Annotated in this window: 20 protein-coding genes; 12 read left to right on the plus strand and 8 right to left on the minus strand. The window is 71.2% G+C overall.

What is annotated here, in order from left to right:
- Window positions 1-63: 63 nt before the first annotated feature.
- Window positions 64-1,260: a quinolinate synthase NadA gene (nadA, locus tag ACFWU9_RS07335; RefSeq protein ID WP_384315420.1), complete on the minus strand. Its 1,197-nt coding sequence runs from the start codon at window positions 1,258-1,260 to the stop codon at window positions 64-66.
- A gap of 322 nt (window positions 1,261-1,582) precedes the next feature.
- Here nadA and ACFWU9_RS07340 point away from each other — a divergent pair, with 322 nt between their 5' ends.
- Window positions 1,583-1,939 (plus strand): iron-sulfur cluster assembly accessory protein, encoded by a 357-nt coding sequence (locus ACFWU9_RS07340; protein WP_023542295.1) that lies wholly within the window; start codon window positions 1,583-1,585, stop codon window positions 1,937-1,939.
- A 246-nt stretch (window positions 1,940-2,185) separates the two neighbouring features.
- On the opposite strand, the gene ACFWU9_RS07345 is transcribed toward ACFWU9_RS07340, so the two are convergent.
- Both ACFWU9_RS07345 and ACFWU9_RS07350 read right to left on the minus strand, forming a co-directional pair.
- Window positions 2,186-3,766, minus strand: coding sequence for a hypothetical protein (locus ACFWU9_RS07345; protein ID WP_384315421.1), 1,581 nt, complete (start codon window positions 3,764-3,766; stop codon window positions 2,186-2,188).
- A 93-nt stretch (window positions 3,767-3,859) separates the two neighbouring features.
- Complete coding sequence (locus ACFWU9_RS07350) at window positions 3,860-4,072, minus strand: hypothetical protein (RefSeq protein WP_384315422.1); 213 nt, start codon at window positions 4,070-4,072, stop codon at window positions 3,860-3,862.
- 130 nt (window positions 4,073-4,202) lie between these two features.
- On the opposite strand from ACFWU9_RS07350, the gene ACFWU9_RS07355 reads away from it, so the two are divergent.
- The 3 genes from ACFWU9_RS07355 (at window position 4,203) to ACFWU9_RS07365 (ending at window position 7,881) form a co-directional block, all read left to right on the plus strand.
- A complete protein-coding gene (locus ACFWU9_RS07355) occupies window positions 4,203-5,177 on the plus strand; it encodes a carbohydrate kinase family protein (RefSeq protein WP_384315423.1) in 975 nt (324 codons plus the stop codon).
- 303 nt (window positions 5,178-5,480) lie between these two features.
- Window positions 5,481-7,100 carry an AMP-binding protein gene (locus tag ACFWU9_RS07360; protein ID WP_384315424.1) on the plus strand — a complete coding sequence of 540 codons (1,620 nt, stop codon included), beginning with the start codon at window positions 5,481-5,483 and terminating at the stop codon, window positions 7,098-7,100.
- A gap of 40 nt (window positions 7,101-7,140) precedes the next feature.
- The gene (locus tag ACFWU9_RS07365) at window positions 7,141-7,881 is read left to right on the plus strand and encodes a hypothetical protein (protein ID WP_384315425.1); all 741 of its coding nucleotides are present in this window, start codon (window positions 7,141-7,143) and stop codon (window positions 7,879-7,881) included.
- 9 nt (window positions 7,882-7,890) lie between these two features.
- Here ACFWU9_RS07365 and ACFWU9_RS07370 read toward each other — a convergent pair whose 3' ends face one another.
- Window positions 7,891-8,880: a sigma-70 family RNA polymerase sigma factor gene (locus ACFWU9_RS07370; protein ID WP_384315426.1), complete on the minus strand. Its 990-nt coding sequence runs from the start codon at window positions 8,878-8,880 to the stop codon at window positions 7,891-7,893.
- Window positions 8,881-9,019: 139 nt separating this feature from the next.
- Here ACFWU9_RS07370 and ACFWU9_RS07375 point away from each other — a divergent pair, with 139 nt between their 5' ends.
- From ACFWU9_RS07375 to ACFWU9_RS07390, 4 genes are all read left to right on the plus strand, one after another.
- Entirely contained in the window at window positions 9,020-11,251 is a 2,232-nt protein-coding gene (locus tag ACFWU9_RS07375) for an MMPL family transporter (protein ID WP_384315427.1), read from the plus strand.
- A 124-nt stretch (window positions 11,252-11,375) separates the two neighbouring features.
- Window positions 11,376-12,134: a class I fructose-bisphosphate aldolase gene (locus ACFWU9_RS07380; protein ID WP_384315428.1), complete on the plus strand. Its 759-nt coding sequence runs from the start codon at window positions 11,376-11,378 to the stop codon at window positions 12,132-12,134.
- Window positions 12,135-12,217: 83 nt separating this feature from the next.
- Window positions 12,218-13,333, plus strand: coding sequence for a 3-dehydroquinate synthase II (locus ACFWU9_RS07385; protein WP_384315429.1), 1,116 nt, complete (start codon window positions 12,218-12,220; stop codon window positions 13,331-13,333).
- A gap of 111 nt (window positions 13,334-13,444) precedes the next feature.
- Window positions 13,445-15,391: an FAD/NAD(P)-binding protein gene (locus ACFWU9_RS07390; RefSeq protein WP_384315430.1), complete on the plus strand. Its 1,947-nt coding sequence runs from the start codon at window positions 13,445-13,447 to the stop codon at window positions 15,389-15,391.
- A gap of 16 nt (window positions 15,392-15,407) precedes the next feature.
- Here the strand turns inward: ACFWU9_RS07390 and ACFWU9_RS07395 are convergent, their stop codons facing one another.
- The 3 genes from ACFWU9_RS07395 to ACFWU9_RS07405 all read right to left on the minus strand — a co-directional run bounded on the left by ACFWU9_RS07395 (window position 15,408) and on the right by ACFWU9_RS07405 (window position 17,280).
- On the minus strand, window positions 15,408-15,590 hold the full coding sequence (locus ACFWU9_RS07395) for a hypothetical protein (RefSeq protein WP_384315431.1): 183 nt from the start codon (window positions 15,588-15,590) through the stop codon (window positions 15,408-15,410).
- A complete protein-coding gene (locus ACFWU9_RS07400) occupies window positions 15,587-16,168 on the minus strand; it encodes a hypothetical protein (RefSeq protein WP_384315432.1) in 582 nt (193 codons plus the stop codon). The genes ACFWU9_RS07395 and ACFWU9_RS07400 overlap by 4 nt, the downstream gene beginning before the upstream one ends.
- Window positions 16,169-16,308: 140 nt before the next feature.
- Window positions 16,309-17,280 carry a UbiA family prenyltransferase gene (locus ACFWU9_RS07405; protein ID WP_384315433.1) on the minus strand — a complete coding sequence of 324 codons (972 nt, stop codon included), beginning with the start codon at window positions 17,278-17,280 and terminating at the stop codon, window positions 16,309-16,311.
- A gap of 201 nt (window positions 17,281-17,481) precedes the next feature.
- Here ACFWU9_RS07405 and ispH point away from each other — a divergent pair, with 201 nt between their 5' ends.
- The 4 genes from ispH to ispG all read left to right on the plus strand — a co-directional run bounded on the left by ispH (window position 17,482) and on the right by ispG (window position 22,687).
- Entirely contained in the window at window positions 17,482-18,486 is a 1,005-nt protein-coding gene (ispH, locus tag ACFWU9_RS07410) for a 4-hydroxy-3-methylbut-2-enyl diphosphate reductase (protein ID WP_384315434.1), read from the plus strand.
- 75 nt (window positions 18,487-18,561) lie between these two features.
- Window positions 18,562-19,635, plus strand: coding sequence for a polyprenyl synthetase family protein (locus tag ACFWU9_RS07415; protein ID WP_384315435.1), 1,074 nt, complete (start codon window positions 18,562-18,564; stop codon window positions 19,633-19,635).
- 5 nt (window positions 19,636-19,640) lie between these two features.
- Entirely contained in the window at window positions 19,641-21,527 is a 1,887-nt protein-coding gene (gene dxs / locus ACFWU9_RS07420) for a 1-deoxy-D-xylulose-5-phosphate synthase (protein ID WP_384315547.1), read from the plus strand.
- Window positions 21,524-22,687 (plus strand): flavodoxin-dependent (E)-4-hydroxy-3-methylbut-2-enyl-diphosphate synthase, encoded by a 1,164-nt coding sequence (gene ispG / locus ACFWU9_RS07425; protein WP_384315436.1) that lies wholly within the window; start codon window positions 21,524-21,526, stop codon window positions 22,685-22,687. The genes dxs and ispG overlap by 4 nt, the downstream gene beginning before the upstream one ends.
- A 101-nt stretch (window positions 22,688-22,788) precedes the next feature.
- Here ispG and ACFWU9_RS07430 read toward each other — a convergent pair whose 3' ends face one another.
- Window positions 22,789-24,171 (minus strand): cysteine desulfurase/sulfurtransferase TusA family protein, encoded by a 1,383-nt coding sequence (locus ACFWU9_RS07430; protein ID WP_384315437.1) that lies wholly within the window; start codon window positions 24,169-24,171, stop codon window positions 22,789-22,791.
- Between the last annotated feature and the right edge of the window lie 293 nt (window positions 24,172-24,464).

Consider the following 24,464-nt stretch of genomic DNA (forward strand, 5'->3'; position numbering starts at 1 on the left):
CGGGCGCCCCTTACCGCTGTTCCGGATCACGCCGCGGACAGCGCCGTACGGCTATGGCTGGGGCTACGGCAGCGCCAGCATCCGCTCCAGCGCCAGCTGGGCGAGGTCCGCCGTCTCCTTGTCGACCTGGATCCGGTTGATCTCCTTGCCGTCGGCGAGCGATTCGAGCGTCCACACCAGGTGCGGCAGGTCGATGCGGTTCATCGTCGAGCAGAAGCACACCGTCTTGTCGAGGAAGACGATCTCCTTGTCGTCGGCGGCGAATCGGTTCGCCAGCCGTCGCACCAGGTTCAGTTCGGTGCCGATGGCCCACTTGGAACCGGCCGGCGCCTCCTCCAGCATCTTGATGATGTACTCCGTCGAGCCGACGTGGTCGGCGGCGGAGACCACCTCGTGCCGGCACTCCGGATGGACCAGCACATTGACCCCGGGAACCCGCTCGCGGACGTCGTCGACCGAGTCCAGCGAGAACCGTCCGTGCACGGAGCAGTGCCCGCGCCACAGGATCATCTTCGCGTTCCGCAGCTCCTCGGTGGTCAGACCGCCGTTCGGCTTGTGCGGGTTGTAGAGGACGCAGTCCTCCAGGGACATCCCCAGATCCCGCACGGCGGTGTTGCGGCCGAGGTGCTGGTCGGGGAGGAAGAGGACCTTCTCGCCCTGCTCGAAGGCCCATTCGAGGGCGCGTGCGGCGTTGGAGGAGGTGCAGATCGTGCCGCCGTGCCTGCCGGTGAAGGCCTTGATGTCGGCGGAGGAGTTCATGTACGAGACGGGGACGACCCCCTCGGCTATACCGGCGTCGGTCAGCACGTCCCAGCACTCGGCGACCTGCTCGGCCGTCGCCATGTCCGCCATGGAGCAGCCCGCGGCGAGGTCGGGCAGGACGACCTTCTGGTCGTCGGCCGTCAGGATGTCCGCCGACTCGGCCATGAAGTGGACACCGCAGAAGACGATGTACTCGGCGTCGGGGCGCGCCGCCGCGTCCCTGGCCAGCTTGAACGAGTCCCCGGTCACGTCCGCGAACTGGATGACCTCGTCGCGCTGGTAGTGGTGGCCGAGGACGAAGACCTTCCCGCCGAGCTTCTCCTTCGCCGCGCGGGCGCGTTCGACCAGGTCCGGGTCGGACGGCGACGGCAGATCACCGGGGCACTCCACGCCGCGCTCGCTCCGGGTGTCGGCCTCACGGCCGAGCAGGAGCAGTGCGAGGGGCGTGGGCTGGACATCGAGATCCTGACGAGCTTGGGCCGTGGTCACGTCACGCACCCTTTCTTCTCTGCGGAGGAGCCTTTTCGTCTAATTGACGTTATCTATCATAACCCCTTCACGTCACTTTGACGATGTCGATAGCGTCGATGTGACGCATTCCCGGGGAACACGGCACATCCCGCTCCGGAGCAGGGTGTGCGAGCATGAAGGGGAAAACAGAGAAGAACAACAGAAGCTCGACAGCTCGACAGAAGGACGGCAGACGAGACGAGCGGCGGGGCCGGGAATGAATCCGCGGCCGTACCGGTTGTAACTGCCGCTAATTGAGTCCGTACTTCCCCTGCCTCGGCGGGGAGGCCCCACCCCGGGAGAGAAGCAGATGTCCGTATCGGACGAGACCACCACCGTGAGCGACGGCATCCTCCTGTCCGATGCCGCCGCGGGCAAGGTCAAGGCCCTGCTCGACCAGGAAGGCAGGGACGACCTCGCGCTGCGCGTCGCGGTCCAGCCCGGCGGCTGTTCCGGTCTCCGTTACCAGCTCTTCTTCGACGAGCGCTCGCTGGACGGCGACGTCGTCAAGGACTTCGGCGGCGTCAAGGTCGTTACCGACCGGATGAGCGCCCCGTATCTGGGTGGCGCCTCCATCGACTTCGTCGACACCATCGAGAAGCAGGGCTTCACGATCGACAACCCCAACGCCTCCGGCTCCTGCGCCTGCGGCGACTCCTTCAGCTGATCGTCGACCGCTGACCGCGGACCGAGCTGAACGCAGAACGGAAGGCGGCGGCCCCCCATTGGGGGACCGCCGCCCTCCGCGGACGCCCGTGGCACGGGCCGCCCGCCAAATACCTGAGGGGCGCGCCCCACCCCTGCCGCAGACCCCACCCCGTCCCCGGCACCGCGCGCACCCCTAAAGGACTGCCGCCCCCCCCCCTGGGGGCCCCCCCCCCCTTCCGCGTACGCCGGTGGCCCGGCGCTCCCGCTACTTCCGTGAGGGCAGCGCCTCACCCGTGACCGCGTCCAGGACCTTCCGGTCCCCGAGCGGGCGGTCCAGGGTCACCTTCTCGGTGAAGCTCTTGGCCATCGAGACACAGACGCCTCCGGGCGGCGCGGAGTCCACCACCTCCACCGTGACCGTGGACCCGCTCTCGTCCGCCCGCAGGGAGTACTCACCGCACACGCCGCCGACGAAGCGCACGCTCAAGGCGCTGCCGTCGGCGCTGTACGTCTCGACCGGCGGGCCTTCGCGCCGCTCCCCCTCCTGCGGCTCCTCCTGAGGGTCCTTCGGGGCTGGCTCGACGGGCGGCACCACGTCGGTGCCGCCCCCGTCCGTGCCGCTCCCGCCGCCGACGCCCTCGCCGTCCTGCGTCAGATACTCGGGAAGTACCGCCGTTCGAGTGACGGTCGACGTGGGCCCGCTCCCGGTGCCCACCACCTCGAACCACCACGCCGGTACGAGCGCGGGCCGCCCGTCCACCTGCCGCGCGGACAGACCGAAGACGGCCTTGTCCACCTCCACCCGCGTGGGCTCCGCCGGCTCCCCGCCCCTGCCCTTCGGCTCGCACGGAGCGGCGGGCTCCCGCCCGTCCTTGTGCGGCACCGCCGACGCGCAGCCGCCGATCCCGCCCGTGCCCGGCGCGTTCATGGAACCGTTCAGCAGCTTCAGCGCCTCCGCCGCGCCCACCACCGGATACTCGTCGCCCCGCGCGGGCTCCTTCAACTTCCCGCTGCCGCCCATGACTTGGCCGTCCGCGCCGATCTGGATGCCGGTCGACCAGCCGTACGTCGGCAGTCCGCCGATCACCGGTGCGGCGTTCACCACCCGTACGGCGCCCATCAACTGGCCCGCGTCGAGCGCCGCGTCCTGCTGGCCGAGCGCCTCCAGCACGGGCGCAGCCGCCTTCTTCGCGGCCTCCTCGCTCACCGGTCCGGCCCCGTCCGGCGGTACGACGGGATTGGCGCCGGCCACACCGCCGCCACCGCTCGGGCACTCCTTGCCCTTGAGGCAGTCGTCACCGCCGGGCGCGGAGCCGAAGCGGCCGAACGTCCAGTCGCCGGGCGCCTGCCTGTCGACGCTGAGCAGCGGGCCCGAACCGTCCTTCCGCCCGCCGACCTTCCAGGCCGTACCGGAGAGTTCGGGCGTACCGGCCACTCCCAGGGCCTTGGCCAGACGCGCCACGTCGGCCGCCGCGACGGACCCCTCGGGACGGTGTACGGCGGCCGATCCGGGTCCCTCGGGCAGCGGGCCCGCCGCGTGGTACTCGACGCCGTACGGGCTCGGCTCACCGGGCGCGATGCCCGGGCCGGGGTCCGCGAGACGGCCGGCCGGCGCCGCCGCCTCCCCGCCGGCGCCCAGCGCCAGGGGCGGCGGATCCAGATCACCCCCGCGCGCCGCCCGCTTGTCCCCACCGCCGTCCGACGCGGTCGTGGCGTAGTACGCCCCACCGCCACCCGCGAGCAGCACCGCCGCCGCGACCGACACGATCGCGAGCGGGGATCGCCGCGCCCCCGGGCGGGCGCCGCCCCGTTCGCCGCTGTCCTGAGGTCGTTCGGTACTGGTCACCGTCTGCTCCTTCGGGCCGGATGGCCCCGCCGTGGCCGGGGACACCGGTGGGACGGGCGCGAGGCGCGCCCGGTTCCCCCCAAGGGATGAACGTCAGTCGCCGTACTCGGACATGCCGTCGATCAGCCGGGCGGAGTCCGGCGGGACCGTGACGCCCAGGATCAGCGACGGCGGTACGGGGGCGGGGGCGTCCGGCGCGGGCCTCACCCAGTCCGGTGCCATCCGCGCGCAGTCACCGCGCAGTTCGGCCAGGCTGGTGTCGGATTCGCGGACCGCGCGCTCGCGGGGGACGGTGTCATTCCTCATGTACGCACCGTAAGCACGGAGCCGTCGGCGGGAAAGCCGTACGTCCGGGTAGCTTGCCGTTGAGAAGCTCCCGGGCCGACCCGATAGCGTGAGCTGTCCACCATGCCCTCCTCCCCAGGAGCAGTCAGCCGTGAGAATCGCAGTCACCGGCTCCATCGCCACCGACCACCTCATGACCTTCCCCGGTCGCTTCGCCGACCAGTTGGTCGGAGACCAGCTGCACACGGTCTCGCTTTCCTTCCTCGTCGACAACCTCGACGTACGCAGGGGCGGTGTCGGTGCCAACATCTGCTTCGGCATGGGTCAGCTCGGCACCGCGCCGATCCTGGTCGGTGCCGTCGGCCCCGACTTCGACGAGTACCGCGCCTGGCTCGACCGCCACGGCGTCGACACCGCGTCCGTCCGGGTCTCCGAGGTCCTGCACACCGCGCGCTTCGTCTGTACGACGGACGCCGATCACAACCAGATCGGCTCCTTCTACACCGGCGCCATGAGCGAGGCCCGGCAGATCGAGCTGAAGTCGGTCGCCGACCGGGTCGGCGGTCTCGACCTGGTGCTGATCGGCGCCGACGACCCCGAGGCGATGCTCCGCCACACGGAGGAGTGCCGCACCCGGTCCATCCCGTTCGCCGCCGACTTCTCGCAGCAGATCGCCCGGATGGACGGCGACGAGATCCGGCTGCTGCTCGACGGCGCGACGTACCTCTTCTCCAACGAGTACGAGAAGGGGCTCATCGAGTCCAAGACCGGCTGGAGCGACGCCGAGATCCTCACCAAGGTCGGCCACCGCGTCACCACCCTCGGCTCGCGCGGCGTCCGGATCGAGCGCGTCGGCGACGACCCGATCGAGGTCGGCTGCCCGGAGGAGACCGCGAAGGTCGACCCGACCGGCGTCGGCGACGCCTTCCGCGCCGGCTTCCTCTCCGGTCTGTCGTGGGGCGTGAGCCTGGAGCGCGCGGCGCAGGTCGGCTGCATGGTCGCGACCCTGGTGATCGAGACGCTGGGCACCCAGGAGTACACGCTGCGGCGCAACAACTTCATGGACCGCTTCACCAAGGCGTACGGGGACGAGGCGGCGAACGAGGTCCGCAAGCACCTCACGTAGGGGCGGCCCCGGGGGCGCGCGGCATTCACCGGACTCCCGCTGTACTGCCCGCGCCCCCGACGTGCGCCTTTGTCACTCCGAGTGATCCATGTCGCTTCGGACGCGCCTTGGCCTCCGCCGACGGCAGGTGTCACTCTTTCACTACGTTCGGCACGCCCGAAAACAGATGAACCCCCGCATCGCGGCCCGTCCAACAGGACGCCGCGGCCGGGGGTTCTCCCATGCCCGGGCGCGCACCGGGCAGCAACCGCGGTACGGCCACAGCGTCTTCGTCCCCCCACGCATCTGAAGAGGTCCCTGAGTATGGCCCTGCGTACGCGTCCCCCCATCAACATCGGTCTTGTCTTCGACTGGCACGCCCGGAAGAGGAACCGGACCGTTCTCCACCTCGACCGGCCCTTCGACATCGCGCCGGACGGCGGCACCACCTACAGCGCCGCGCACCTCGCCGAACAGGTCGAGGAGATCTCGAACTGGCTCTACGCGGCAGGCCTGCGCCCTCTCGACCGGCTCGCCGTCGTCAAGGACAACCACTTCGACATGGTCCTGATCGCGGCCGGAGCGGCGAGGATCGGCGCGCTCCCGGTGATGATGGCGCCCGTCCAGGACCTGGACGCCCTCCGGACCATGATCGCCAGAGCCGATCCGAAGGTGCTCGTCGCGGGCGCGAGTGTGCTGGACCGCGCGGCCAGCGCCGGGATCGCGCCGGCCGGTCCCCGCGTACGGCTGGTGGTGATCGGCGAGCCCCGGGAAGGGCTTCCGCCCGGTGCGATCGCGCTCGACCACCTGCGCGGGGCGGCCGCGGCCCCCGTCCGGCTGCGCGGCGACCACGAGCCCATGATCGTGACCCATACGTCGGGGACCACCGGCGTACCGAAGCTGGTGATGCACTCGCCGTACACCGCGCTGGGGGCGCCGCCCTACCGGCTGGAGTCCTCACGGATCCCGCTGCTCACCTCGGGCCGGGGCGATGTGGTCGCCAGCGCCATCTCCTTCTGCCACATGCGGGGTCTGTCCTGGACGAGGTCCCAGTTCGCGCTGGCGCCCCGGGCCATGGTGGTGATCTCCGACCCGGGCCTCGAATCGTCCGCCAGGGTGCTCGCGCGGCACCGGCCGACCTCGCTCGAAGCATTGCCCAACATCTATCAGCGGTGGGAGGAGCTGGCGGACGAACAGCCCGAACTCTTCGCCCGGGTCCGCCGGTTCATCAGCACCTTCGACGCCGTGCATCCGCGTACGGTACGCACGTTCCTCGGCGTCTCACGTGCCCGCTTCCCGGTGTGGGCCTGGGGGCTCGGCCAGTCCGAGATCGCCGGCATCTCGGCGAACCTCTTCACCCGCCGGACGATGCGCAGGGCGCGTACGACCCGCAACGACGTCACCAATGTCGGCTGGCCCACCCTGGTCCGGGTCGAGGTCGTCGACCCGGAGACCGGCCGCCGACTGCCCCGGGGCGAGCGGGGACTCCTGATGGTCAGGACCCGCACCCGCTGTCTGGACTATCTGGGCGAGAGCGAACGGCACCGGATGAAGACCAGGGGCGACTGGTGGAACACCGGGGACCTCGGCGAACGCACCCGCTTCGGCCGGGTCCGGCTCGTCGACCGCGAGGTCGACATGATCCCCGGCATGAGCTGCATCGAGGCCGAGAGCACCCTGCTCGACCGGCTGGAGCGGGCCCAGGAGGTGGTCGTGCTCAGCGTGCCCGACGGGCTGCCCGTGCCCGTCCTGTGCATGCGCGACAACCGTCTCGACCCCGAGGAGTGGAAACGGGCGGTGAAGGGGCTGCCCGACCTCGACGAACCGCGGCTCGTCCCCTGGGACGACGTACCGCGCACGGCCACCTGGAAGGTCCGCCGCACCCAGCTGCGCGAACAGCTGCTGGGCGAGAAGACCGGCCGGGGCACCGGCCGGTGGACATGACCGGCACCGCCAACCCCCGTACGAGACAAGGAGACCGACAGTGTGGCCACCCCCTTTGTTCGGCGATGAGGGACGGATCCGGCTGGAGGACGCGCGCGACCTCCCCGACTGGTACTACGTGGGGCTCGTGGTCGTCGTCGGAGCCTTCTGGCTGGCGGCGTACATGTTCGCGATCCAGCGCGCCCGGCTCGACCGCCGGGTGGGCATCCCGGCGGTGGCGGTGGCCTTCAACATCGCGTGGGAGTTCAACGACACCTTCATCGTGCCGCACGCCGGCTGGCAGCGGCCCTTCAACCTCGCCTGGTTCCTGCTCGACATCTACATCGTCACGCAGGTCCTGAAGTTCGGCCTCAAGGACTACCCGGCCTTCACCGCGAAGGAGTTCAAACGGTTCTTCGGCGGCGCCTTCCTCTTCGCGGTCTTCTTCATCCCGGCCGCGGAACTGGAGATCAACGACTTCTACGGCGCCTACGCGGGCCTCGGCGTCAACTGCGTGATGAGCATGGCCTTCATCTCCATGCTGCGGCGCCGCGGGTCGTCGGCCGGCCAGTCGATGTACATCGCGGGCTGCAAGGGCATCGGCTCCGCGCTCGGTGTGCTGATGTCGGTCTCGCTCTACCCGGAGAGCCTGATGATCCCGGTCCTCGGCGCGACGGTGATCGTCCTGGACATCACCTACGCGCGGATGCTCTACCGCCAGATCAAGCGGGAGGGCCACTCGCCCGCCGCGCTCAAGCGGCCCGCCGTGGCACCGGTGGAGGAGCAGCCGGTCCAGGTCTGACGCCCCGCCCTACCCGGCGGGGGTGAGATTGCCGGGGTCGACGACACCGTAGATCCCGCTCACCCGGTCGCCCGCCGGAGTCAGTTCGAGCACGACGACGGTGTGCAGCCGGTCGCCGGCGAACAGCAGCACCGCCGACTCCCGGCGCACGTTCACATAGCGGGCCGTCAGACCGGCGGGCAGCCTCGGGGCCTTGGCCCGTACGAGACGTACGACCCGGTCACGGCCCTCCACGACGCGCTGCGCGATGTGCAGCGTGCCGGCGCCGTCCGTCCACATCGCCACGTCCGGGGCGAGGACCTCCATCAGTGCGGCGAGGTCCCCGCCGAGCGCCGCCGACATGAAGCGTTCGGTGACGGCCCGGCGCAGTTCGGGTTCCGGCGCCCCCCGGGGCCTGCGCGCGCGCACATGGGTCCGGGCGCGGCGGGCGGTCTGGCGGACGGCGGCCGGGCTCCGGCCCAGCAGGGTGGCGATCTCCTCGTGGTCGTAGCCGAACACCTCGCGCAGCACGAACACCGCGCGCTCCAGCGGCGTCAGCGTCTGCAGCACCACCGTGAGGGCGAGGGACACCGACTCCTCGCGCAGCGCGCCGTCCTCCGCGCCGGCGGTGCTGAGGAGGGGCTGCGGCAGCCAGGGGCCGAGGTCGCTCACCCGGTCGCGGCGCGCGTGGCGCAGCCGCGCGAGGGCCTGGTTCACCGCGATACGGACCAGATAGGCGCGGGGATTGGCGATGTGGGAGCGGCGCGCGGAGGCCCAGGAGAGCCAGGTCTCCTGGAGGACGTCCTCGGTGTCGGTGACGGTGCCGAGCAGATTGTGGACCAGTGCGAAGAGCAGCTCGCGATGGGCGGCGTACACCTCGGTCGCGGCGTCGAGCGCGTCCGGTCCCGGGCGCCAGGCGTCGCGGCCGGAGCACCGCTCGGGTTCGGAGGACGGGGGGTGACCGGGATCGGCGGTGACCGCGCGGCCGGTCGTGGGGGAGTCCGGGCGGGCGTCCTGCACGGGCGGTGCCTCCTGTCCGGGGAGAGCGATGTGACGCCGGACACATTATGGCCCGTCACGTCACAAGCGGCAGCCGTCGCTTCTCGTATACCTGGCGCATGCCGACATCCGTCGATATTACGAGGAATGAGAAGCGACAATGCTGGAAACCCTTGCGGGGCTCGCCCTGCGCAGGCGCAGGGCGGTGGTCGTGGTGGCCCTGCTGCTCGCCGTGCTGGGAGGCGCGGCGGGCTCGACGCTGTTCACCAAACTCACCGCCGGAGGGTTCGACGACCCGCAGTCGGAGTCAGGACGCGCGGCCTCCGCGCTCACGTCGGACTTCGGCCACGCGCAGTCGAATCTGACGCTGCTCGTCACCGCGCCGGGCGGCGTGGACAAACCCGCGGCCACCAGTGCCGGCGTCTCGCTCGGCAAGAAACTGGCCGCCGAACCGCAGATCGCCGACGTCATCAGCTACTGGGGCGGGGACCGCGCGCCCCAGCTGCGCGGTGCCGGCGGCGACAAGGCCCTGATCCTGGCCACCATCACCGGCGACGAGACGGAGGTGGAGAAGCGGGTCAAGGAGTTGCTGCCCCGCTACCAGGGCACGCACGACGGTCTCGACGTCAAGGTCGGCGGTTACGCGCCGCTCCAGCACGAGATCATCGACCAGGGCCAGAAGGACGCCACCAAGGGGGAGATGATCGCCTTCCCGGTGACGCTCGTCCTGCTGGTGTTCGTCTTCGGCAGCCTGGTCGCCGCCGCGCTTCCGCTGCTGATCGCCCTGGTCACCGTGCTGCTCTGCATGGGCTTCATGTGGGTGCTGGCCAGTCTGACCTCGCTGTCCTCGCTCTCGGTCAGCGTCATCACCCTGCTGGGACTCGGCCTGGCCATCGACTACAGCCTGCTCATCGTCAACCGCTACCGCGAGCAGCTGCGCGCCGGGCACGACGAGCGTGAGGCGGTCCACGGCACCCTGCTCTCCGCGGGCCGTACGGTCGTCTTCTCCGCGATCACGGTGGCCGTGGCCCTCGCGGGCCTGGCCTGGTTCCCGCTGCCCGCCGTGCGCTCCATGGCGTACGCGGGAGTGGCGACCGCCCTGCTGGCCGCGCTCGTCTCGGTCACCCTGCTGCCCACGGTCCTGGTGGCACTCGGCCCCCGGATCGAGAAGGGCCGGATCCTCCGGCGCCGCGAGCGTCCGGCGACGGCGGAGCTGGAGAGCGGCTTCTGGCACCGGCTCGCGACCTTCGTGATGCGCAGGCCGCTGCCGATCGCGACCCTCGTGACGGCCTTCCTGCTGCTGCTCGGCGTGCCGTTCCTGGGCATCAAGCTGGGAATGCCGGACGAGCGCACCCTGCCGGAGTCGTCCATGGCCCGGCAGGTCGTCACGGAGATCCGTGCCGACTTCGACACCAGCGAACAGAGCGCGCTCCAGGTCGTCGTCCCCGACGCCCCGGCCAACGGCGAGATCGCGTCGTACGCCACCGCGCTCTCCCGGCTCGACGACGTGGCGCGGGTGGACACCTCCACCGGCAGCTACGCGAACGGGTCCCCGGCGGGTCCGGCGTCCGAGGCGCACCAGCGCTTCCGCGGCGACGGCTCGGTCTTCCTCTCGGTCACGCCCACGAGGGCCGACGCGGACCTGACGGCGGGGCTGGTGCGGGAGATCCGCGACGCGCCCGCCCCGTCCGGGACCCTCGTCGGCGGCACGGCCGCCGTCAACGAGGACGCGACCAGCTCGATGATCCACTGGCTGCCGTACGCGCTGGTGTCGGTGGTGCTCGCGATGCTGGTGCTGCTGTTCCTGGTGACCGGCAGCGTGCTGGTGCCGTTCATCGCCGTACTGCTCAGCGCGCTCAGTCTCACCGCGACCTTCGGCGCACTGGTCTGGATCTTCCAGGACGGTCATCTCTCCGGCCTGCTCGGGGGATTCACCGTCACGGGGGACATCGCGGCGACGGTGCCGGTGATGCTCTTCGCGCTGTCGTTCGGCCTGGCGATGGACTACCAGATCTTCCTGCTCGCCCGGATCCGGGAGGAGTACGAGATCACCGGGGACGGCAACGCGGCGGTCGCCCGCGGCCTGGAGCGCATCGGACGGATCGTCACCGCGGCGGCGGTGCTGATCTCGGTGGTGTTCCTGGCCTTCGCCGTCTCCGACATCACCCTGTCCAAGGCGTACGGCATCGGCCTGCCGCTCGCCGTCCTGATGGACGCGACCCTGATCCGCGGGCTGCTGCTGCCCGCCCTGATGCGCCTCGGCGGGCGGGCCACCTGGTGGGCGCCCGCGCCGCTCCGTCGCCTGCACGCCAGATTCGGCCTGAAGGAGTCGGACGGAGGCCCCCACACCGTCCACGCGGTGGTCGAGCCGGCACCGGCCGCACAGCGGTAGCCCCATGAGTTGTCCGTAGCAACCCGAACCGAACCGGTCGCCCGAAGGGGCCGGCCCCGGCGCCCCGCGCGCCGGAGCCGGCCCCTTCGGCGTGCCGGAGACCAGCAACGGAAGAGGTAGGGCAGTGACACTGGTGAACGGAAAACAGCGACGGCTGCGTCGGCTCGTCGGAGAGGACGGCAGAACGCTCCTCGTGGCACTGGACCACTCGGTGACCACGGGTGTCGTCGGCGGACTGGCCAACATGGGCTCGGTCATGCGCTCGGTGATCAGCGGTGGCGCCGACGGCATCGTCTCCCACCGGGGCTCGGCCGCCAGGGAGATGCCCGTACAGCGGGACACGGCGATGATCGTGCACCTGTCGGGCAACACCGCCCTCAGCGCACAGGCCGAACTCAAGGCCACCGTCTGCGAACCCGAGACCGCCGCCGCCCTGGGCGCCGACGCCGTCTCGGCGCACATCACCCTCGGCTGCGGCCACCGGGAGGACCGCGACGCGCTCGTGGGGCTCGGCGCCATCGCCCGCTCCTGCGACCGGCTCGGCCTGCCGCTGCTGGTGATGACCTACATCAGGACCGAGGCGGCGGACATCGGTCCGCAGGTGCTGCACGCCGCCCGGATAGCGGCCGAGCTGGGCGCCGACATCGTCAAGGCGGCGCACCCCGGCGAGCAGTACCTCACCGATCTGGCCAGCCAGGTGCCGGTGCCCGTGGTGATCGCCGGCGGTGCCGCCGACGGGACGTGGGAGGACTTCCTCAACTCCGCCAAGAACGCCATCGGGGCGGGCATCGGCGGGCTCTGCGTCGGCCGGTGGGTCTTCGGCAGCGCCGATCCCGCGCGGGCCACGTCCGAGCTGCGCGGCATCGTGCACGGCTCCGGCTGAGCCCCGCCGCGCTCCCCTCCCTTCCCCGCTCTCCCTCCACCACCCCGCGAAATCCCTCACCACATCTCAGAAACGGATGGCACGTGGACAAGGAACAGGAACTCTGGGCGGACGTCACCGGACTCGGCCCCGACGAGACAGCGGCGGCCCTCGCCCACGCGCGGTCCTCCGCCGCCACGACGGTCCTGCTGCGGCCCGACCAGCTGGAGGGCTGGGAGCCGCTGGAGCGGATCACCCTGGCCGCCCTGGTGGACACCGGGAACGCCGCCGCCGCACTCGACGACCGGCGGGTGGGCGCCCTGCTGGTGCGGGGACCCGACCAGCTCGACGCCGTACGGAGCCTGGCCGACGGCCGTCCGGTCGGTGTCCGCTGCGAGATCGTCGACGGCGACAGCATGAACGCGGCCGCCGACCTCTGCGGCCGGGTCGACGTGCTGGTGGCCGCCTTCGTCGACGAGACCAACATCCCGCTGGAGCTGCTGCTGGCCCGCGCCCAGGACGGCAGGACGCGGGTCCTCAAGGAACTGCTCAGCGCCGCCGAGACCGCCAGTGTCGCCGGTGTGCTGGAGAGCGGACCCGCCGGACTGGTGGTCCGCGGCGACCAGCTCGCCGACATCGACCGGGTGGGCGAGGCGCTGCGGCTGCGCCGGCAGGTCCGCAAGGACCTTGTGCCGCTGGAGGTCGTCCGCGCCGAACCGATCGGCATGGGCTACCGGGGCTGCGTCGACACCGCCACGCTGTTCGGCGAGGACGAGGGCATGATCGTCGGCTCGACCTCGTCCGGCGGCATCCTGGTCTGCGCGGAGGTGCACTACCTGCCGTACATGAACCTCCGCCCGTTCCGGGTCAACGCGGGCGCCGTCCACAGCTATGTGTTCGGCTCCGAGACCACCGCCTACATCACCGACCTCGCCGCCGGGGAGCGCACGCACGCCGTGGCGGCGGACGGCACGTTCCGCGAGGTCGTCGTCGGCCGGGTCAAGGTCGAGCTCCGTCCGCTGCGGCTCGTCGAGGCGGTGTACGGGGACGTCAAGGTCAACGTCTTCCTCCAGGACGACTGGCATGTGCGCGTGATGGGCGCCGACGGCAAGCCGCTCAACCTCACGGAAGTGGTGCCGGGCACCAAGCTCCTGGGCCATGTCACCGAACCGGGCCGGCACGTCGGAATCAAGGTGGCCGAGCGGATCAGCGAGTTCTGACCGCCGCCGGCGCCGCCGACGGAGCAGTCGAACCGGCGGCCCAGCGAACCGGCGGCCCAGCGAACCGGCGGACCGCCGACGACCGGAACACCGGAACACGGGGAGACCGAGGTGACAGAGCACAGCGGGCCCGAACCCCGCGCCGAGATATGCGTGATCGGCGCGGGACCGCGGGGGATCAGCGTGACCGAGCGGCTCCTCGCCAACGCCCGAGAGCGCGGCCCGTCCGCCGGACCACTCGTCGTCCATCTCGTCGACCCGCTCATCGGGGCGGGCGGACGGGTGTGGAGCGTCGACCAGCCGGACGTGCTGCTCATGAACACGATCGCCTCGCAGGTCACGATGTTCACCGACGCCAGCGTCACCTGCGAGGGACCGGTGGTCCGCGGTCCGAGCCTCTACGAGTGGGCCCAGTCGCCCCTGACGGCGGAGCCGCCCGAGGGATTCCCGGCCAGGATGCTCGCCGAGGCGGCCGGACTCGGACCGGACGACTACCCGACCCGGGTCTTCTACGGGCACTACCTCAACTGGGTGCTGCGCGAACTGTGTACGACGGCTCCCGCCGGGAGCACGGTGCGCCGCCACCGCACCCGTGCGCTGCGGCTGGATGACGAGCCCGACGGCAGCCAGAGCGTCACGCTGGAGAACGGCACCCGGCTGGCGGGGCTCTCCGCCGTCGTACTCGCCCAGGGGCACCTCGACATGCCCCCGGGCGAACGGGAGCGCGCGCTGGGCGCGTTCGCCGACGCCCACGGTCTGCGCTACGAGCCGCCGGCCAACCCGGCGGACCAGGACCTGACCGGTCTGCGACCGGGTGAACCGGTGGCCCTCAGGGGCCTCGGCCTCACCTTCTTCGACCATCTGACCCTGCTCACGTCGGCGCGCGGCGGGGTCTTCGAGAAGGGCGACGGCGGACAGCTCGTCTACCGGCCCTCCGGCCGTGAGCCACGCCTGTACGCGGGGTCGCGGCGCGGCGTCCCGTACCACGCGCGGGGCGACAACGAGAAAGGGGTGTACGGGCGTCACGAGCCGAAGCTGCTCACCGCGGAGGTGATCGCGGGGTTCCGCGCCCGCAGCCGGCGGGGCGGCCCGCCGGCCTTCCTGGCCGAGGTCTGGCCGCTGATCGCCCGGGAGGTGCAGGGCGTCTACTACGCGACGCTGCTGGCCCGGCGCGGGCACACGGGCGCCGTGGAGTTCGCGCGCCGCTATCCGACCGTGCCCGACACCCTGGAGGAGGCGCTGCTCGACGCGTACGGCATCGCCCCCGACGAGCGCTGGAGCTGGGAGGCGGTGGCCCGGCCCGCCGCCGGCCTGCGGTTCCCCGGTCCCGGCGCCTTCCAGGACTGGGTGCTCGGCCGGCTCCAGGGCGATCTGGAGGAGGCGCGGACCGGCAATCTATCCAGCCCGCTCAAGGCGGCGCTCGATGTGCTGAGGGATCTGCGCAACGAGATCAGGCTCGTCGTCGACCACGCCGGGATCACCGGCGACTCCTACCGGGAGGAGCTCCAGGGGTGGTACACCCCGCTCAACGCCTATCTGTCGATCGGTCCGCCCGCCCTGCGCACGGAGGAGATGATCGCGCTCATGGAGGCGGGAGTGCTGACCCTGCTCGGCCCGGACACCTACGCGCGGCCCGCGCCCTCGGGTGACGGCTTCCTCGTCGGCTCCCCGGCGGTGACCGGGTCCGAGGTGCGGGTGACCACCCTCATCGAGTCCCGGCTGCCGGAGGTCGACATCCGGCGTACCACCGATCCACTGGTGCGCCACCTGCTCGCGACCGGCGCCTGCCGGCCGTACGAACTGCGCGAGACGACGGGCGCCGCCTACCGCACCGGAGGACTCGCCGTGACCGAACGTCCCTACCATCTGCTCGACGCCGCGGGCCGGGCCCATCCCAGGAGGTTCGCCTTCGGGGTGCCGACCGAGACCGTCCACTGGGTCACGGCGGCCGGTATCCGGCCCGGCGCGGACTCCGTGATCCTCGGCGACGCGGACGCCATCGCCAGAGCGGCGCTGGCGGTCTCCGCCGGGCCGGGCCACCCCTCCGGGAGCGGGTGACCCGGCCCGGCGGCGGTCAGCGGCCCGACGCCCGGGCGATCTCGGTCAGTTCACCGATGTCGAACTCGGCCCGGCCGGGCGTTCCGTAGCGCGTGAGTTTCCCCCGGCGTACCCACTGCCTGATCGTCGCCTCCGGAACACCCACGGCGAGCGCGGCCAGTTTGGTCGGTACGCGCCGGTGGCGCGGTGGTCTGGTCATGCGGTACCGACCTCACCCTTCTGTTCGATACGGCTCTGGAGGAGGAACCACTCATGGGCCTGCCAGGAATGCCCCGCCGTGCAGCTGATACCGCGTGAGGCGGAGATTCGCTGACCCGGTTCGGCGGCGCTCAGGATTTCCGAGCAGCCGGGTTCCACACAGAGTCCGAGGGTGACGAGCCGGGCGTCGGGCGCGGGGTCCAGGGTGCGGCGGGCCTCCGTGACGAGATTCTCCGTCTCGTCGGCGAACAGCACCGCCGCCACATGGCCCCCGAGCCAGGTCAGCTGACGGACGAGAAAGCCCGTCAGAGACCCGACGGAAGGTCCGGGAGCCGGTATCCCTTTCTCCTCGACCACGGTGCTCGCCCAGGAGGCGAGCACCTCGGAGATATTGCTGCGGGTCTCGATGGCGGAATCGTTGAGAGGAGCCACGTCCCGGGTCCCGGTCACCCGTTGCCGGGTGGGATTCCGGGGGCCGCCGAAAACGTGGTCCGCGCATTCGTCGTACAGGGCGGGAAGCGCGGTGAGATTCTTCTCGGTCTGTCGGAGACAGGCGCCGCACAGACGGAGCCCGGGCACGGGCTCCCTCTCTAACAGATGGTCTCGACGGCAGAGTTGTCGGGTCATTCTTTCCCCCTGTGCTGAACTGAATTCGCCGGAGCGAGTGTGACGCCGGGCTTCGCGGCCTTCCGGCACGCCGGCTCCCCCGCTCTTCGCCGCTAGCGGTGAAGAGCGAAGAACGTCGGTACGGCCACGCCGGCGAAGCCGAGGTTGTACGCGACGAGCCCGAGCTTTCTGGCCCGGAGCCAGCGGCCCCTGACCGGGCCCTGATAGAGCTGCGCCCCGTGCAGGACGGTGGCGGGAAGCGCCGTGAGGAGTAGCCACCAGGGCCATCCGTCGGTGCACGCCAGCGCCGTGAGCAGGCCGGCCGATATCAGGAAGAACGAGGTCATGGCGGCGGTCTGGACGGCTCTGCCCGTGGTCACGGCCAGCGTCCGACGGCCCGCCATCCGGTCGCCCGCGACGTCGTTGACGTTGGAGTAGCTGCTGACCATGACCAGCCAGAGACCGAGCAGAAGGGCCTGGGCGACGGCGGGCCAGGTCCAGTCACGGTTCACCGCGAGGAAGGGCGCGAGCAGTCCGGCCGCGGTGGAGAGACAGAGCAACGTCTCGCCGCCGCCACGCCGGTAACTCACCTTCAGCCCCACCGAGTACTGCACGCTGAAGACGAGTCCCAGCAGATAGAGCGCATAGGCGCTGAGCGGGGAGTCCCAGTCGAGCGCCCAGAAGGCGCCGGCCCCGGCCAGTACGGCCACGGCTCCCGATCCGGCGGCGAACGCGAGCGCCTGCTTCTCGGTGACGGCGCCGGTCAGCAGAGGCTTGGCGCGGATGTCGCGCAGCTGCTCCTCCGACCGGTAGTTCATCAGGTCGCTGCCGTTCCGGAATCCCGCTATGTCGTCGCTGGCGCAGGCGCACGCGACGATGGCGACGGAGCCGAGGAGGAAAAGGAACATGGCGCTCGTGGCGCCCGGCCGGCCGAGTGCGTCGGGGCTGAGCAGCAGCCACGCGAGGGCAAGGCCGAAGTAATGCTGGAATACGCGGATTTTCGAAAGTCGGAGTAATCCGCGTAAGACGGTTCTGCTGGATACTCCTGAGGCTGCCTCAGATATCTGGGCAGGCTTGGTTTCCATGCTGTACCCCCGGATTCGAACTGACCCTTTGGTGCAACTTGGGACAATAAGAAAACGATCGTCCCACGGTCACAATGAGCCTGTCAACGCCACTACTGGTGGGGGAGTTGTGACCCACGGCCCGGTGAGCGCGGGCGTACGCCCGGCGGCGTGAATTACCGGTCCGCAATTGAACCGACTTCTGATGGAGGCAGAGTTTTCGTGGAATTCAAACTTACCGTCGAACCGGACGGCCCCGAGGCGGTCCCGGTACGGAAGAGAGTCGTCCTCGCCGAACCGCGCGGTTTCTGCGCGGGCGTCGTGCGCGCCGTCGCGATGGTGGAGAGGGCGCTGGAGGTGTACGGGGCCCCGGTCTACGTGCGAAAGCAGATCGTGCACAACCACCATGTCATCGAGACGCTGGAGCGCAAGGGTGCCCGCTTCGTGGAGTCGGAACAGGAGGTACCGGAAGGAGCCGTCTGCCTCTTCTCCGCCCACGGGGTCTCGCCCGAGGTCCGGGAGGGCTCGGCGGCGCGACGGCTGGAGGTCATCGACGCCACCTGCCCGCTCGTCTCCCGGGTCCACCAGCACGCCCGCCGGGTCACCAGGGACGGCCGGGTGCTCCTGCTGATCGGACACGAGGAGCACGAGGAGACCGAGGGGACCCGCGGCGAGGCACCGGAGGCCACGATCGTCGTCGAGTCCGCCGACGACGTGGACCGCCTCGAACTGGACCCCGACACCCCCGTCGCGTATCTGACCCAGACGACCCTCTCCATGGACGAGACGGCGGGCGTCGTCGAGCGGCTCAAGAGCCGGTTCACCGACATCGTCTCGCCCGCCACGAACACCATCTGCTACGCCAGCCAGAACCGGCAGAACGGCATCAAGTCCCTGATCGGCCGGTGCGACCTGGTGCTCGTCGTCGGCTCACGCAACTCCAGCAACTCCCTGCGGATGGTCGACGTCGCCCGCGACGGCGGCGTCGCGGCCCATCTGACCCCCGACGTCTCGCACCTGGACGAGAGCTGGCTGAGCGGCGTCACGTCGATCGGCGTCAGCTCCGGCGCCAGCGCGCCCGAGATCCTCGTCGGGCAACTCGTCGACCGGCTGGCCGAACTCGGCTACACGGACGTCGAGATCGACGTGACCTCCGTCGAGGACGTCACCTTCTCCATGCCCACGCAGCTCGCGACGGCGGACGCCGCGACGGCCGGCGGTCCCTGAGGGGCCGACCCCCACGGGCGGCAGGAAGCACCGCCCCGTGTTCTTCCGCAACGGCTTCTAGACCAGGAGACACGTGTGACCACCGAAGTGACCGCCCGGCCCGACGACCCTGTGCTGACGACCGACTCCGCCCGCCGCACCACACAACACCTGCTGGAGCGGGTGGAACACCACCTGCACCACTTCCTCACCGCCGAGAACGAGCTCTGGACCGCCGTCGACGAACGCGCGACGGTCCCCGTCAAGGCCGTGGCCGATCTGATCGACTCCGGCGGCAAGCGACTGCGGCCCGCCTTCTGCGTCATGGGATATCTCGCGGCGGGCGGCGACGCCGACACCCCCGGGGTCGTACCGGCCGCCGCCGCCCTGGAGATGCTGCACGCCTGCGCCCTCATCCACGACGACGTCATGGACGACTCGGGACAGCGGCGCGGCGCGCCCACCGTCCATGTCAAACACTCCGCGGTGCACCGGGTCAAGGCCTGGCAGGGCGAGGAGCGCCGGTTCGGCGAGTCCGTGGCCGTACTCGCCGGGGACCTGGCGCTCGTCTACTCCGACCAGCTGATGGCCGAGGCGCCCTCCGTGGTCGTCCCCGTCTGGTCCGAACTGCGCGCCGAGCTGATCATCGGGCAGTACATGGACGTCGCGGCCGCCGCCGAGTTCGCCGTCGACCCGGAACTCTCCCGCTGGATCGCCCTCGCCAAGTCCGGCCGCTACACCATCCACCGGCCCCTGGTCGTCGGCGCCACCCTGGCCGGATGCACCGGACTCGGCAGGGCCTTCGAGGAGTACGGCGCCTGCGTCGGGGAGGCGTTCCAGCTCCGCGACGACCTGCTGGGCGCCTTCGGGAGCTCCGCCGAGACCGGCAAACCCGCCGGACTCGACTTCACCCAGCACAAGATGACGCTGCTGCTCGGCTGGGCGATGCAGCGCGACGAGCGGGTCCGCGACCTGGTGACGGCACCCGGCCACGACCCGGACGAACTGCGCGACCTGCTCCTCGGCACCGGTGTGCCCGACGACGTCGAGAGGCACATCGGCGAACTCGTCGAGCGGGGCCGCGCGGCGCTCGACGACGCCCCGATGGACCAGGTGTGGCGCGACGAACTCGGCGCCATGGCCCTGCGCGTCGCCTACCGGAAGGCGTGAGCACCGTGGGACAACTCGACAACCTCACCGGACCCGACGCGCTGAAACAGCTCGACCGGGACGAACTGCGGGACCTGGTAAGGGAGATCAGGGAGTTCCTGATCGACAAGGTCTCCCGCACCGGCGGTCATCTGGGACCCAACCTGGGCGTCGTCGAACTGACCGTCGCCCTGCACCGTGTCTTCACCTCACCGCACGACAGCATCCTCTGGGACACCGGCCACCAGACGTACGTGCACAAGATGCTCACCGGCCGCGCCGACCGGTTCGACGCCCTGCGCAAGCGCGGCGGTCTCTCCGGCTACCCGTCGCGCGCCGAGTCCGAGCACGACCTCATCGAGAACTCGCACGCCTCGACGGCGCTGTCCTACGCCGACGGCCTGGCCAAGGCGTACGCCCTCCAGGGCACCACCGACCGCGCGGTGGTCGCCGTCATCGGGGACGGCGCCCTCACCGGCGGTATGACCTGGGAGGCGCTCAACAACATCGCGGCGGGGGCGGACCGGCCCATGGTCATCGTCGTCAACGACAACGGCCGCTCGTACGCCCCCACCGTCGGCGGCTTCGCCGCGCACCTCGCCGCGCTCCGTACCTCCCACCGCTACGAGAACGTGCTGCGGTGGGGGAAGAAGGTGCTGGCGCCCGCGCCGGTCGTCTACGACGCGCTGCACGGGCTCAAGAAGGGGATGAAGGACATCTTCACCCCGCAGGGGATGTACGAGGGTCTCGGCCTGAAGTACATCGGGCCCGTCGACGGACACGACATCGAGGCGGTCGAGTTCGCGCTGCGCCGGGCCCACCAGTTCCGCGCGCCCGTGATCGTCCACTGCGTCACCCGCAAGGGAGAGGGATATCCGCACGCCGAGAACGACGAGGCCGACCGCTTCCACGCGGTACGGGTGATGGACCCGGAGACCGGCAGATCGGCGCCCGCCCCGGGCACCTCCTGGACCTCGGTCTTCGCGAGGGAACTGATAGCCGTGGGGGAGGAGCACCGGGACGTCGTCGCGATCACGGCCGCCATGCCCGGCCCCACCGGACTCAGCTCCTTCGCCGAACGCTTCCCCGAGCGGGCCTTCGACGTGGGAATCGCCGAACAGCACGCGGTCACCTCGGCGGCCGGCCTGGCGACGGCCGGTCTGCGCCCGGTCGTCGCCGTCTACTCCACCTTCCTCAACCGCGCCTTCGACCAGGTGCTGATGGACGTGGCGCTGCACCGCTGCCCCGTCGTCCTCGTCCTGGACCGGGCGGGGGTGACCGGCGACGACGGCGCCTCCCACAACGGCATGTGGGACGTGCCGCTGCTCAGCCTCGTCCCGGGGCTGCGGATGGCGGCGCCCCGGGACGCGTCCACCCTCCGCGCCGCCCTGCGCGAGGCGGTGGAGGTGTCCGACGGGCCGACCGTCATCCGCTTCCCGAAGGGGCAGGTCGGCCCCGACATCCACGCCCTCGCCGTGAGCGGCGGGCTCGACATACTCCGGCAGGGCGCCCCCGGCGGGCCGCTGCTGGTCACCACCGGTGCGATGGCGGGCCTCGGCCTCGCCGTCGCGGACCGGCTCAGTGAACTGGGCACCGAGGCCACCGTCGTCGACCCCACCTGGATCGCCCCGCTCAATCCGGCGCTCACGGCGCTGGCGGCCCGGCACGCCCTTGTCGCCACGGTCGAGGACAACCTCCGTACGGGCGGCCTCGGCGCCGTACTCACCCAGGCCCTCCAGGACATCGGGGCGGCCACCGCGGTCTGCTCCTTCGGCATCCCCCGGCGGTTCCTCGACCACGGCAGCCGCGGCGAGGTGCTGGCCGACTGCGGTCTCACCGAGGACCACATCGTGGGGACCCTCACCAAGCGGCTGACGGAAAGCACCGACGCGTTGGACAAGGAGCAGTCATGACGGTCAACCTCGGCGTGCCCGAGCTCCCGCCCCGGACCCTCGCCCCCCGCCGTACCACCCGGCAGCTGAACGTCGGCACCGTCGGCGTGGGCAGCGAGTCACCCGTCTCCGTGCAGTCCATGACCACCACCCTCACCGCCGACATCAACGCGACGCTCCAGCAGATCGCGGAGCTCACGGCGAGCGGCTGCGACATCGTCCGCGTCGCCTGCCCGAGCCAGGACGACGCCGACGCGCTGTCCGAGATCGCCAGGAAGTCCCAGATCCCGGTGATCGCGGACATCCACTTCCAGCCCAGGTACGTCTTCGCCGCGATCGAGGCGGGATGCGCCGCCGTACGCGTCAACCCCGGCAACATCCGCAAGTTCGACGACAAGGTCAAGGAGATCGCGCGCGCCGCGCACGACCGCTCGACCCCGATCAGGATCGGCGTGAACGCAGGCTCGCTGGACCCCCGGCTGCTGGCCAGACACGGCAGCGCCACCCCCGAGGCCCTGGTGGAGTCCGCGCTCTGGGAGGCGTCCCTCTTCGCCGAGCACGACTTCCACGACATCAAGATCTCGGTCAAGCACCACGACCCGGTGGTCATGGTGCGGGCGTACGAGCTCCTCGCCGAGCAGTGCGACTACCCGCTGCATCTCGGCGTCACCGAGGCCGGCCCGGCCTTCCAGGGCACCATCAAGTCGGCCGTCGCCTTCGGCGCGCTGCTCCGGCAGGGCATCGGCGACACCATCCGGGTCTCGCTCTCCGCGCCCCCGGTCGAGGAGGTGAAGGTCGCCACCCAGATCCTCCAGTCGTTCAATCTGCGGCCCCGGAAGCTGGAGATCGTCTCCTGCCCCTCCTGCGGCCGGGCCCAGGTGGACGTCTACAAGCTCGCCGAGCAGGTGACCGCGGGTCTTGAGGGGATGGAGATCCCGCTGCGGGTGGCCGTCATGGGCTGTGTGGTCAACGGTCCCGGCGAGGCACGGGAGGCCGACCTCGGCGTCGCGTCCGGCAACGGCAAGGGCCAGATCTTCGTCAGGGGCGAGGTCATCAAGACCGTGCCCGAGTCGAAGATCGTCGAGACGCTCATCGAGGAGGCGATGAAGATCGCGGAGGAGTCCGGGAACGAGCCGGGGTCCGGGCAGCCGTCCGGCGCCCCCGTGGTCACGGTCTCCTGACCCTCGCGCCCGCGCGCGTGCGCCCGTAGGCACGCGCGTGCGCACGTAGTTGTAAGGACGGCGGAGAGAACGGGGAAAGGGGTACGGGCACGGGCCCGGGGTCAGCCGAGGCGGCGCACCAGGAACGCGGTGCCCCGCCGACCGCCGTACTCGTGCCCGCGCATCTCGCACCAGGCCGGAATGTCCAGGCGGGCGGCCTCGTCGTCGGACAGGACGGTCACCGTGCCCCCCACCGGCACGTCCCCGATCACCTTCGCCAGCTCGATCACCGGGATCGGGCAGAGCTTGCCGAGCGCGTCCACGACCAGCGAGGGAGCCTCGGAGACGCCGGCGGACTCCGTACGTACCACCGGGGCGCCCAGCCGTTCCCGTACGCGCGCCACCACCCCGGGCAGCACCTGAAGGAACCGGTCCACCTCCGCCTCGGCCGTACCCGGGGGGAGCGAGACCCTGACGTTGCCCTCGGAGAGCACCCCCATCGCCCGCAGCACATGGCTCGGAGTCAGCGTGCTGCTCGTGCAGGACGAGCCCGACGACACGGAGAAGTCCGCCCGGTCCAGCTCGTGCAGCAGAGTCTCCCCGTCGACATAGAGACAGGAGAAGGTGACCAGATGGGGGAGCCGGTCGACCGGATCGCCCACCACCTCGACATCGGGGACCAGTTCCGGCACCCGCTCCCGGATCCGGTCCACCAGCACCCGCAGCCGGGCCGCCTCGTCCGCCGCCTCGGCCCGTACCGCCCGCAGCGACGCGGCGGCGGCGACGATCGCCGGCAGGTTCTCGAAACCGGGCACCCGCCCCGACTCCCGCTCGTCCATCGGCCCTTGGGGCGCGAACCGCACCCCCTTGCGTACGGCGAGCAGCCCCACCCCGGCCGGCCCGCCCCACTTGTGCGCGCTCGCGGCCAGCAGCGACCAGCCCGCGTCGACCGGCCCCCACCCCAGCGACTGCGCCGCGTCCACCAGCAGCGGCACCCCGGCCGCCCGGCACGCCTCGGCGACGGCCGCGACCGGCTGCACGGTGCCGACCTCGTGGTTGGCCGACTGGAGGCAGGCCAGCGCCGTGTCCGCGCGCAGGGCCGCCGCGTACGTCCGCGGGGACACCGCCCCCGTACGGTCCACCGGGACCTCCGTCACCGCCGCGTCGCCCCGGTCGGCGACCCGCGTGCGGGCGGCATGAAGCACCGACGAGTGCTCGACCGCCGAGACCACCACATGAGTGCCGACACGCCGACGCCCCGCGAGCGCTCCCGCGATCCCCGAGTGGACCGCGTACGTCCCCGAAGGAGTGAAGACGAGCTCGTCGGGACGGCAGCCCACGGCCTCCGCCGCGGTCTCGCGCGCGGCGTCCAGCAGCAGCCTGGCGCGCCGCCCCTCCCGGTACAGCCGGGCGGGGTCGGCCCACCCCTCGTCCAGGGCCGCGCGCAGGGCCTCGTGAGCGACGGGATGCAGGGGCGCGGAGGACGCGGAGTCGAAGTAGGCCACGCCGCAACGCTAAGCCCTGCCCCCGGGACCACGCCGGGACGGGGACGGGGACCGGGACCGGGACGGGCCCGCGACGGCGACCACGACCCGGTCTGGAGAGGCGTCAGAAGTGCCCCGGAGCCAGGCATTCCACCCCTTCGGGGTGCCGGACGGCGCGTTGGGCACCCTCCATGCGTGGCCCCAAATTGCGTCCAGTAGGGTTTGGTCCGCATAAACATCCAAACCCCTGCCCGTGTCAGGGCCGGCGACGACCGTGACGGCCGCAGCCGGCCGTGCGGGCGAGACTCTCGGGA

This window comes from Streptomyces sp. NPDC058653, from assembly GCF_042716895.1.
Lineage (GTDB): Bacteria > Actinomycetota > Actinomycetes > Streptomycetales > Streptomycetaceae > Streptomyces.

Bases quoted from the DNA above. Each gene is read 5' to 3' on its own strand.
- ACFWU9_RS07340 (WP_023542295.1), top strand. From the start codon at position 1,583: ATGTCCGTATCGGACGAGACCACCACCGTGAGCGACGGCATCCTCCTG.
- ACFWU9_RS07350 (WP_384315422.1), bottom strand. From the start codon at position 4,072: ATGAGGAATGACACCGTCCCCCGCGAGCGCGCGGTCCGCGAATCCGAC.
- ACFWU9_RS07360 (WP_384315424.1), top strand. From the start codon at position 5,481: ATGGCCCTGCGTACGCGTCCCCCCATCAACATCGGTCTTGTCTTCGAC.
- ACFWU9_RS07375 (WP_384315427.1), top strand. From the start codon at position 9,020: ATGCTGGAAACCCTTGCGGGGCTCGCCCTGCGCAGGCGCAGGGCGGTG.
- ACFWU9_RS07395 (WP_384315431.1), bottom strand. From the start codon at position 15,590: ATGACCAGACCACCGCGCCACCGGCGCGTACCGACCAAACTGGCCGCG.
- ACFWU9_RS07405 (WP_384315433.1), bottom strand. From the start codon at position 17,280: ATGGAAACCAAGCCTGCCCAGATATCTGAGGCAGCCTCAGGAGTATCC.
- ispG (WP_384315436.1), top strand. From the start codon at position 21,524: ATGACGGTCAACCTCGGCGTGCCCGAGCTCCCGCCCCGGACCCTCGCC.